Raw genomic sequence first — 10,773 nt, 5'->3', positions numbered from 1 at the left:
GTCGTCAGCCGGGTCGTCAGCCGGGTCGTCGGCCGGGTCGTCAGCCGGGTCGTCAGCCGGGTCGTCAGCCGGGTCGTCGGCCGGGTCGTCAGCTGGATCGTCAGCTGGATCGTCAGCTGGATCGTCAGCTGGATCGTCAGCTGGATCGTCTACCGGGTCTGGGCCGGGCCCAGGTCCCGGTCCAGGGCCCGGTCCGGGATCGTCCACCGGGTCCTCCGACGGTTCATCCATGGGGTCATCGACGGGATCGTCCGCTGGGGCGTCCGCCGGATCGTCGGCGGGGGAGTCCATGGGATCGTCCATCGGATCGTCCATCGGATCGTCGATGGGATCGTCGATGGGATCGTCGATGGGATCGTCGATGGGATCATCAACCTGGGTATCCCCGACGTCGCCGACGGGGTCGTCCATGGGATCGCCCGCCGGGGCGTCGTCGACAGGGACATCGCCACCGGCGACGTCGGTGCCTTCCTCAACAGGAACGCAAGCCGTTCCCGCGGCGAGGACGAGGGCGACGAACCAGGGGCGAAGCGATGACAGGCCGTGCGCGACGACCGAGGTGAGCGTGAAGCGGTTCACGTAATGGAAGGCTCCGGGCAGAAAGCTCGGAGCAGTGTAGGCGCGGCACCATGCTACGCGCCGTGCGCAAAGTCGCGGTGATCGATTTTGTCAGGTAGATGCAGTTCACGCTCGCAGGCGGTAGCCCGTGCGGAAGATCCACCATATCGCGCCGGTGCACAGGCCAAGGAACACTAAGGTCATGGCCACGCTCATCGTCAAGCCGACGTCAGCGTTCTCGTAGAAGCTCCAGCGAAAGCCAGAGATCAGGTACACCACCGGATTGAACAACGTCACCTTCTGCCAGAAGGGAGGCAACATATCGATCGCGTAGAAGCTGCCGCCGAGGAAGGCCAGCGGTGTTATGACCAGCAGCGGTATCACCTGCAGTTGCTCAAAGCCCTCGGCCCAAAGACCGATGAGGAAACCGAACATGCTGAAGGTAATCGCGGTGAGCAGGAGGAAGGTCAACATCCATCCTGGGTGCTTCACCTCGATCGGTACGAAGAAAGAGGCTGTCACGAGGATGATCACGCCGATGACGATCGACTTGGTGGCCGCCGCGCCGACGTAGCCGAGGACGATCTCGAGGGCGGAGATGGGCGCCGAGAGAATCTCGTAGATCGTGCCGGAGAAGCGGGGAAAGTAGATGCCGAAGGAGGCGTTGGAGATGCTCTGCGTGAGCAGCGAGAGCATCACCAAGCCGGGCACGATGAAGGCCCCGTAGGGCACGCCGTCGATCTCCTCGATCCGCGAGCCGATCGCGCCGCCGAACACGACGAAGTAGAGCGAGGTGGACAACACCGGGGAGAACACGCTCTGCATCAGCGTGCGTAGCGTGCGCGCCATCTCGAAGCGGTAGATGGCGCCTACTGCGCGGAAGTTCATGCACTTTCCTCGACGAGGCTGACGAAGATGTCCTCGAGGGAAGACTGCGAGGTGTGCAGATCCTGGAATTGCACGTCGGCCTCGCGCAGGGCGTTCAGCAGGGTGGTGATGCCCGTGCGCTCGCCGCGCGTATCGTAGGTGTACACCAGTTGTTCGCCGCCTTCGCTCAAGGCCACGCCCATGTCCCGCAAGCGCGGCGGCAACGCGTCGAGGGGGGTCGCCAGGTCGAGCACCAACTCCTTGCGGCCGAGGCGGCGCATCAGCTCGTCCTTCTCCTGCACCAGCAACAGCTCCCCGTGGTTGATGACGCCGATACGATCGGCCAGATCCTCCGCTTCCTCGATGTAGTGGGTGGTGAGGATGATGGTGACCCCACGGTCGCGCAGGGAGCGCACGGCCGCCCACATGTCCTTGCGCAGGGCCACGTCGACGCCAGCCGTCGGCTCGTCCAGGAACAGGATGCTCGGCTCGTGGGAGAGCGCCTTGGCGATGAGCACGCGTCGCTTCATGCCGCCGGAGAGGGTGAGGATGCGCGCGTCCTTCTTGTCCCAGAGCGAGAGCGTCTTCAGCACCTGCTCGAGGTAGGCGGGGTCGGGCGCCTTGCCGAACAAGCCACGGCTGAAGCTCACGGTGGCCCACACGGTCTCGAAGGTGTCCGTGGCCAGTTCCTGGGGCACCAGGCCGATGGCGGCGCGCGCCGCGCGAAAGTCCCGGGTGATGTCGGCACCATCGACCCGCACCTCGCCAGAGGTGGGCTGGACGATGCCGCAGATGATGCTGATCAGCGTGGTCTTGCCAGCGCCATTGGGGCCCAGGAGGGCGATGATCTCGCCTCGCCGGATGTCCAGGTCGATGGACTTCAGGGCGACGTGGCCGGACGCGTAGCGCTTGCCCAGGCTTCGGATGGTGATGACGTTGTCCATGGCGGCGCATGGTACACGCGATGGGGGAGCGGTGAGGGAATCCCCCGCGCCGTGGCGCTAAGCCCTACAGAACGTCATCGAGCCAGCCCTTGCCCCCCGGCTCCCCAGCTCGCTCGAGACGTTCGCTGCGACGAAAGCAATAAGAGCTCCGGCCGCTGCGGCGGCTCCCCGAGGAGCCAATCGGCGGGCGTTGCCCCCTTACCCCAGGGCAACGCCTCGCCTCCCTTTAGCGTCCTGAGATCCCTAGTCTTCCCCGAGGTAGGTGGCCAGCAGCCGCTCCCACTCGGCGCTGCGCGTATGGCGCAGGATCTCCTGGTTGATTGCCTCGCGCAGGGGCGAGCCGTTCGGCAGGGCGATACCGTAGTCCTGGTGAGCGAACTGATTCGGCAGCACGCGTACCGTGTCGTTAGCTTGAGTGGCGGCGAGGTAGCGCAGGATGGGCATGTCGTACACCACCGCATCCGCCTCACCCGCCGCGAGGGCGGCGATGGCGTCCTCCACCGCGGGGCGCGTGCGATGGCGAATCAGGTGATCGTCGAGGTAGGCCGCGCTCGTGCTCCCCGTAACCGTGATCACGCGCCGGCCCTGGAGGTCGTCGATGCCGCTGATCGTGTTCTCCAGCCGATCGACGGTCAGGGCGGTGGCGATCGCCGCCGTAAAGCCCGAAATGATGATGATGCTGGCGAACATCCAGATCAGCCCCACCACCCGCCCGGGCAGGGTGGCCGGCGCCTTGTCACCGTAGCCGACGGTGGTCATCGTGGTGGCGGACCACCAGATGCCGCTGGCGACGCCCTCCAGGGGCGACTCGGGGAATTGATCGTTGCGTCGACGCTCGGCCAACCAGACGATCACCCCCACCACCGTGAGTAGGGCGAGCAGAGCGAGGGCGGCCTCGAGGAAGGCGAGGGAGCCAAAGCGTCCGAGGGCGGAGAACAGCGAGCCCGACGACTTGCGCGGTACGGCGATGCCGAGACCCGACGAGTAGAAGGGGTGGGTGAAGTCGACGGCGCTCTCGCGCTCGGCGGTGATCGTGATGGCGGACGCCGCGGCATCCACCTCGCCCGCTTGCACCGCGTCCAACATCTGGGTGAGGTCCATTTCGACCAGCTCGAAGTCGAAGGCCAGCGTCGTGCTGAGCTCACGCAGGAGGGCCACGGTGATGCCCTCCCACTCGCCGTTACCATCGCGCAGGGCGAAGGGCGGCGCTTCACGGGTCGCGATCACCAGGGGGGCAGAGCGCTGCCCGTCCTCGGCGCCCGCCGCTTGCGGTACCTCTTGGGCGTGGCCCGGGCCTGCCACCGTGAGTAAGGCGAGCGCCGCGGGCAACAGGGAGGCGCGCAGGCGCGCGAGCATGGGGAGCAGGGCGGTCACCGACATTTTGCTTCTCGTGATTCGGGTGTGGGACTACACCGAACCGTAACGATTCGCCGAGAATCGCAACAGTGCTGCCATGAGTGTTTACAACCGCGTCCGCGACGCGGTGGCGGAGAGGATTAGCCATGAACAGTGAGAAGGTGTTGTTCGACAACGCACAAGGCGAGCGCCTGGCGGGGCAGCTGGAGCGCCCGCCGGCGGGCACCCCCGTGCGTGCCTGGGCCTTGTTCGCCCATTGCTTCACCTGTACGAGGAACATCCGTGCGGCCCGGGTGATCTCGCGCCAGCTGGCCGATGCGGGCATCGGTGTGCTGCGCTTCGACTTCACAGGGCTCGGCGAGAGCGAGGGCGACTTCGCCGACACCAACTTCTCATCCAACGTCGATGACCTCGTGGCCGCGGCGCAGTGGCTGGGCGAGCAGGTGGAGGCGCCCGCGTTGCTCGTCGGGCATTCGCTGGGCGGCGCTGCCGTGCTGAAGGCGGCCTCCCGCCTCGAATCCGTGCGCGCCGTCGCCACCATCGCCGCCCCCTACGAGCCGGGGCACGTGGCGCACCTGCTCGATGACTCGCGTCAGGAGATCGAACGCGATGGGGAAGCCACCGTCTCGCTCGCCGGTCGTCCCTTCCGCATTCGTCGCCAATTCCTCGACGACCTGGTGGCTGAAGGCGCGCCAGCGGAGCGCCTGAGCCGCTTGGGTCGAGCGTTGCTCGTGATGCATGCCCCCCTCGACGACACCGTGTCGATCGACAACGCCTCGAAGATCTTCCAGTCGGCCAAGCACCCGAAGAGCTTCGTGACCCTGGATGATGCCGATCACCTGCTCACCCGTCCGGCGGATGCCGAGTACGCGGCGCAGGTGCTGGCGGCCTGGGCGGTGCGCTACGTTGGGGAGCCCTCGACTGGAGTGCCAGCCCTGGCGCCCCAGGGGCACGACGTGGTGGCCGCGACCGGGCAAGGTTACCGAACGGATATCCTCGCTGGCGGTCACGCCTTGATCGCCGATGAACCCCCCAGCGTGAACGGTACGGATGCCGGGCCTACGCCCTACGGGCTGCTCTCGAGCGCCCTGGCCTCCTGCACTAGCATGACCTTACGCATGTACGCCGACCGCAAGCAGTTGCCCCTGGAGCGGGTGACCGTGCGCGTCAGTCACGCCAAGGTGCACGCCGAGGACTGTGCCGATTGCGAGACCCGCCAAGGCAAGGTGGACGAGTTCCGGCGCCACATCACTCTGGAGGGCGACCTCACGCAGGAGCAGCGGATACGTCTGCTGGAGATCGCCGATCGTTGCCCCGTGCATCGCACGCTCGAAGCGCCGGAAGTGAAGATCCGCACCGAGAGCTGAAACGCAACGAGCCGCTCAGGATGACTCCGTGAGCGGCTCGTCGAGGGGGCTGGTTGAGCAGCAGCCCTGAGCGATGTCGTGGTAGCTCGCCTCAGGCGTTCACAGACGTCTGGCGACGCAGGGCGCCCGCACCCACCAGGGCGGAGGCCATCAGCAGGAAGGCGCTGGGGATCGGCACGGCGGTGATCTCCGACACTTCGAAGGCGATCAGCCAGCCGTCGAGGAACCCGGTGTCCAGGCCGGCGTTGTCGGTCAGGAACAAGGTCCAGGTGCCGAGGGTATCCGTGCCTGCGAAGGTGCTGAGGGCATCGTCCGGTGCGAACCAACGCATGCAATCCACGCCGATGATGCTATCGGAGCTGTCGCAGCTACCGCCGCCCATCTCTTCCGCGTCGACCGGCGAGTTGTCGCCAAAGATGATCGCCGTGCTCGCGGAGAGGTTGGAGCTGTCGCCAACGCCGCCGTCCACACCGCCGGGGCGGTCTGCGAGGGTGATCTCGGTGCCGTCAGGACCGGTGAGGGTCCAGATCAGATCGCCGGCCCAGGTGTGCTCGACGAGAGCCAGGAGGCCCACGCGGATGATTTGTGCGCTGTCGCCCACGTCGATCGAACTGGAGACGCCCACCGGCGAATCGTCCGGGATATCGAGCTGCAAGCCCGGGCCCGTTTGGTAGGTCACGGTGGCTGCGTTGGCGCCGGCGGTGGCGAGGCCAGCGAGCAGGGCTGTGGCGAAGGCGGCAGCGATGCGGGAGGAGGGCGTCATCATGTCACTTCTCGTCCTTGATCAGGTTGGTTGTTGCGGTGCAAGGTCAGCGGTGGTTCGCTCGGTCGTCTTCGAGTGCGAGCCGCCGTCCGTGCCGGCTTGGTCCAAGTCTAAGGTGGAACCCACCTTTTCCCTACAACTTAGCGGGTTCTGGCTTACAAACATGTGAAGGCCGTCGACCTTTTCCGACAACGACTGTGAACCTTGTCCTTGGGTCGTAGGTAGCGGTGTTTCGTGGTTTCGGTCGATTTGGATGAAAAAACGCTCGAAAAGGCGTCGACAGCCGCCCTTTTTGCCAAGTTCACTCGATTATTTTACTTAATCCAAGTGCTGCCGCGGCCGCTTATCACCCTGAGAAAAATCGATGAGCGGTCAGGCGCGAGGGGGCTTACCCAGACCTCTTCGCGCGCGGTTGCGCAAGGACGCCGCTGTACAGCGCGTGTCTCAGTCCGGATCGAAGCCAGGCGGATGGGCCGCCAGCACCTCAAGAAACTGTTCACCGTACTGCTCCAACTTGAACTGGCCGACGCCGGAGACGGCCAGGAGGGTCTGCGCGTCGGTGGGCCGGCGAGTCAACATGTCCGCTAGCGTCGCGTCACTGAAGATGACGTAGGAGGGGACACCGCGCTCGTCGGCCAATTGCTTGCGCGTGCTGCGCAACGCTTCCCATAGGCGCTCGTCCTCCGGCGCCAGGGCACTCGGGTCGAGCACGTCCGCAGCGTTGCGGCGTCGGCGACGGCCGGCGCTTGCATTCGATTTCATCGCGCGACGCATGGAGAGCTGCGTCTCCCCCCGAAGGACCGGACGACACGCGGGGGTCAGGTGAAGGCCGCCATGACCTTCGAGGTCGACCGCCAGGTAGCCGTGGGCGATGAGCTGGCGGAACACCGCGCGCCACTCGTGGGGGGCGAACTCCGTGCCGATGCCGTAGGTGCTTTGGCGGTCGTGACCGAAGCGGGTGATGCGCTCGTCGGGTTTACCGAGCAAGACGTCGATGAGGTAGTTCACGCCAAAGCGCTGGCCGGTGCGATGGACGGCGGAGAGCGCCTTCTGCGCGGCCACGGTGGCGTCGAAGAGCTCCGGCGGCTGCAGGCAGACGTCGCAGTTGCCACATGGCTCGTCCAAGGTCTCCCCGAAGTATTCCAGCAGCGCCTGACGCCGGCATTTGGTGAGTTCGCAGTAACCGAGCATGGCATCGAGCTTCGTGCGCTCGACGCGCTTGTGCTCATCATCCGCCCCGGCGCCCTCGATCATCTGCCGCAGCTGAATCACGTCCTGGAGTTGGTAGGCCATCCAGGCGTCGGAGGGCAGGCCGTCGCGACCCGCGCGGCCGATCTCCTGGTAGTACGACTCGAGGCTCTTCGGCATGTTCAGGTGGGCGACGAAGCGTACATCCGGTTTGTCGATGCCCATGCCGAAGGCAATCGTGGCTACCACGATCACGCCCTCCTCGCGGATGAAGCGGCGCAGGGCGTCTGCGCGCGCGTCCTTCTCGAGACCTGCGTGGTAGGGCAGGGCCGTGAGCCCCTGAGCGGCGAGGTACTCGGCGATCGACTCCACCTTGCGCCGTGACAGGCAGTACACGATGCCTGCCTCTCCCGCGTGGCGTTCGCGGACGAAGCGCAGGAGACGGTCGCGGGCGTTGCTCGCGCCCTCGTTGACGGTGATACAGATGTTCGGACGATCGAAGCTCGAGACGAACTGGCGTGCACGCCCAAGGCCCAGGCGTTCGACGATCTCCCGTCGGGTGGGGGCGTCCGCCGTGGCCGTCAAAGCCACCCGCGGCACCTCGGGGAAGCGCTCGTGCAATACGCTGAGCTGAATGTACTCGGGGCGAAAGTCATGCCCCCATTGCGAGACGCAATGGGCTTCGTCGATGGCGAACAAGGCGGGCTGGGCGCGCTCGAGGAGGGCGAGGAAGCGATCGGTCATCAAGCGCTCGGGCGCGGCGTACAGCAGGTCGAGCTCGCCGTTCAGCCACTGGCGCTCCACGGCCTGTACCTGCGACAGCTCCAGCGTCGAGTTGAGGCAGGCAGCGCGCACGCCGAGTTGGCGCAGGGCCTCCACCTGATCCTGCATCAGGGCGATCAGCGGCGAGATCACGATGCCGGTGCCCGGGCGCACGATCGATGGAATCTGGTAGCAGAGCGATTTGCCACCGCCGGTGGGCATGAGCACGACCGCGTCTTCGCCGCGTATGAGCAGTTCGACGATCTCGTCCTGCGGGGGGCGGAAGGCGTCGTAGCCGAAGGTGTCGCGCAGGACCGCGTGGGCGCTACGTGCGGGAGGTGCATCGAACAGGCTGGCCATGCGGCGCATGGTAGCAAAGCGCTGGCGATCTCACCGTCGCATTACCGGCGCACCAGGCGCGAAATGCTCGACGGTGAACCAGATGCTGGTGCTGGCGCGGTCCCGTGGGCATACTGCTTCGTAGGCTCATAGCGAAAAAGGAGGTGATCCAATGTCGAGTGGATTGCGTGCCGGTACGTTCGGTCTTGGTGTCAGTGGCGCGGTGACGGGTAACCCCTAAGCGTGCCACGGGCGCTCGGATGATCGTCCAAGGGCTGGACACCGGCCCATCTACGGGAAGGCGGCTTCGGCCGCCTTCTTTTTTTTCACCTTCCAGAAGCGCTAGGTGCGGCTACGGCCTCCCGGCGAACCGACGGAGCTTGCCGTGCATGACGCCCTGATCATCGGTGCTGGCCTCTCGGGCCTGGTGGCGGCTAACACCCTCGAACGGCAAGGCTGGCGCGTTCGCGTGGTGGAAAAAGCACGCGGGCCTGGCGGTCGCATGAGCACGCGCCGCGATGGTGAGTTGCGCTTCGATCACGGTGCCCAGTACTTCACCGCGCGTGACCCTGCGTTTCGCCAAGCCGTGGATGGCTGGCTCTCGAGTGACCTGGTCGCTCCCTGGAGCCCTCGCCTGGCGGTGATCGACGAGCAGGGCATCGTCGAGAAGACGCGCTCGCCTGAGCGCTTCGTGGGCGTGCCGGGGATGAGTGCCATCTGTGCCCATCTCGCCGGTCAGCTGCGCGAATGCGAGTACCGTTGGCAGGCGCAGGGGATAGCGCCGGTGGACGGCGGTTGGGCCGTGCGTTCGAGCACAAGAGAGGTCGCGCTGGCGAGACGCGTGTTGATCACCGCGCCAGCACAGCAAGTGGCCGCGTTGGTGGACACATGTGACGAGCAGATCCAGCGGATGCTGGTCGCGGTGCAGATGCGGCCCTGCTGGGCCGTCCTCGCCACCTTCGACAGGCCGTTGCTGCAGCGCTTCGATGCCGCCTTCGTAAACGTCGGACCCCTCTCATGGGTGAGCTCCCAGCGCCAACGCCCCGGCCGTGCCGATCACGAGGCGTGGGTGCTGCACGCGAGCCCCGACTGGTCGGAGGCGCACCTGGAAATGACGCGTGAAGAGGCAGGCACCGCACTGCTCGCTGCCGCGCGTGCCCTGCCAGGTGCCAGCGAGGGCTGCCCGGCCACCGGGGTCACCGCCCACCGCTGGCGCTATGCGATCGCGCGGGCGCCGTTGGACGACCAGCTGGTGTCTCTCGCCGGCGAGTCGCTCCTCGCCACCGGCGATTGGGCCTTCGGCTCTCGCGTCGAGGGGGCCTGGCGTGGCGGTCGAGCGGCGGCCGACCGTTGGCTCCAAGGGGCAGCGTAGGCGGGGACTGGGCCCGGTGAAGCTGGTGCCTGCGCAGCGCAGACCGTAAGGTGCGAACGCCGCGTCCTGCGGACGGTCCACACCACAGACCCACTCACAACGGAAGGAGACCCCATGTTGTTCCAGCCCGAACGTCTGGCTGCCACCGCCTTGTTGAGCCTAAGCGCTCTCTGCGCGGCGCTGCCCGCGCACGCTCAGGAAGGGGAGGCGGAAGCTTCGCCCCTCGCCGAAAAGGTCGGCGCCGCTCTCGAGGCCCCGTTCCGCACCGATGCCGAGAAGGAACGTGATGAGAACCGCCTGCCCGCGGAGACGCTGGCGTTCATGCGTCTGACGCCGGACATGCGCGTGCTCGAGCTGATCCCCGGACGGGGCTGGTACACGAAGATCCTGTCCCAGGTGCTGGCCGATGAGGGCGAGCTGTTCGTCGCCGTGGGTACTCGCTACGTGGTGCAGAACTTGGAGACTGAGCCGGGCTTCGCCGGCGTCAAGGTGGTGGACGTCACCGGCGAGTTCAGCCGCGACGGTCGGCGCAACGACGTGGACGACCTCGGATTGGACGTGACGGACGTCGACCTCGCCCTGACTTTCCGCAACCTGCACAACTTCAGCGAGCACGGTCGCAAGGAGCTCAACGAGGCCACCTTTGCCGCGCTCAAGCCCGGTGGCTACTACGGCGTGGTCGATCACACGCGCCGGCACATGCAGGGCGACAACGATGAGAACTGGCGCCGCATGGACCCCGTGCTGATGATTAAGGAAATCGAGGCGGTTGGCTTCGAGTTCGTCGACTTCACCGACCTGCACTACCGGGCGGACGACGAGCTTCGCTACGAGGTGGGCCGTAAGACGGTGACGGGCAATACGGATCGCTTCACGCTGCTGTTCCGCAAGCCTGAGTAGCGTTGGCCTGGGCCGTTTTCGGAGTCGCCGCCGCTTGGGCGGCGGCGACCAGTTGTCTTTACCTAGAGCGTCAGCTCTGAGACATCCCGGTAGTTGCCCAGCTTGCCGCGCACGAAGCTGTTGAAGGCGATCGAGTGGCGCGGCTCGCCGGCGTTGTTGGTCTCGACGAAGTGCTGCAGCGCCGAGGAGAACAGGATCAGATCCGCCGCCTCGGGCGTGACCACGTTCATCGGCGTGTTGTAGATGTTGCGCTTGGCCTTGCCCGGGTGCAGGTCGAGCTGCTGATAATTGTTGTGCTTGTCGAAGATCATGCTGGCGACGGGCGCCGGCAGGTCGCAGTAGTAGAGTGATCCGGAC

Annotated in this window: 10 protein-coding genes; 3 read left to right on the top strand and 7 right to left on the bottom strand. The window is 66.2% G+C overall.

Going from position 1 to position 10,773, the window contains the following annotated elements; translation table 11 throughout:
• The 4 genes from AAF184_22170 to AAF184_22155 all read right to left on the bottom strand — a co-directional run.
• Positions 1-579, bottom strand: a 579-nt coding sequence (locus AAF184_22170; GenBank protein MEO0425057.1) for a hypothetical protein, incomplete at its 3' end; no start/stop codon positions are given.
• Positions 580-684: 105 nt separating this feature from the next.
• Entirely contained in the window at positions 685-1,446 is a 762-nt protein-coding gene (locus tag AAF184_22165) for an ABC transporter permease (protein ID MEO0425056.1), read from the bottom strand.
• Positions 1,443-2,369, bottom strand: coding sequence for an ABC transporter ATP-binding protein (locus AAF184_22160; protein ID MEO0425055.1), 927 nt, complete (start codon positions 2,367-2,369; stop codon positions 1,443-1,445). Before AAF184_22160 ends, AAF184_22165 begins: the two co-directional genes overlap by 4 nt.
• Before the next feature lie 243 nt (positions 2,370-2,612).
• Positions 2,613-3,749 (bottom strand): transporter substrate-binding domain-containing protein, encoded by a 1,137-nt coding sequence (locus AAF184_22155; protein ID MEO0425054.1) that lies wholly within the window; start codon positions 3,747-3,749, stop codon positions 2,613-2,615.
• A 122-nt stretch (positions 3,750-3,871) separates the two neighbouring features.
• Here AAF184_22155 and AAF184_22150 point away from each other — a divergent pair, with 122 nt between their 5' ends.
• The gene (locus AAF184_22150) at positions 3,872-5,092 is read left to right on the top strand and encodes an alpha/beta fold hydrolase (GenBank protein ID MEO0425053.1); all 1,221 of its coding nucleotides are present in this window, start codon (positions 3,872-3,874) and stop codon (positions 5,090-5,092) included.
• A 91-nt stretch (positions 5,093-5,183) separates the two neighbouring features.
• Here the strand turns inward: AAF184_22150 and AAF184_22145 are convergent, their stop codons facing one another.
• Positions 5,184-5,858 carry a hypothetical protein gene (locus tag AAF184_22145; protein ID MEO0425052.1) on the bottom strand — a complete coding sequence of 225 codons (675 nt, stop codon included), beginning with the start codon at positions 5,856-5,858 and terminating at the stop codon, positions 5,184-5,186.
• Between the two features lie 441 nt (positions 5,859-6,299).
• Entirely contained in the window at positions 6,300-8,165 is a 1,866-nt protein-coding gene (recQ, locus tag AAF184_22140; protein MEO0425051.1) for a DNA helicase RecQ, read from the bottom strand.
• 364 nt (positions 8,166-8,529) lie between these two features.
• Here recQ and AAF184_22135 point away from each other — a divergent pair, with 364 nt between their 5' ends.
• Positions 8,530-9,516: an FAD-dependent oxidoreductase gene (locus AAF184_22135; protein MEO0425050.1), complete on the top strand. Its 987-nt coding sequence runs from the start codon at positions 8,530-8,532 to the stop codon at positions 9,514-9,516.
• Between the two features lie 114 nt (positions 9,517-9,630).
• Positions 9,631-10,416 carry a methyltransferase gene (locus AAF184_22130; protein ID MEO0425049.1) on the top strand — a complete coding sequence of 262 codons (786 nt, stop codon included), beginning with the start codon at positions 9,631-9,633 and terminating at the stop codon, positions 10,414-10,416.
• A gap of 62 nt (positions 10,417-10,478) precedes the next feature.
• On the opposite strand, the gene AAF184_22125 is transcribed toward AAF184_22130, so the two are convergent.
• Positions 10,479-10,773: putative 2OG-Fe(II) oxygenase (locus tag AAF184_22125; protein MEO0425048.1), on the bottom strand; the 295-nt coding region annotated here is incomplete at its 5' end.

The organism is Pseudomonadota bacterium, from assembly GCA_039815145.1.
GTDB lineage: Bacteria > Pseudomonadota > Gammaproteobacteria > Steroidobacterales > JBCBZW01 > JBCBZW01.
Note: the sequence above shows the minus strand (reverse complement) of the source record. Positions and strands in the feature narration are given on the sequence as shown.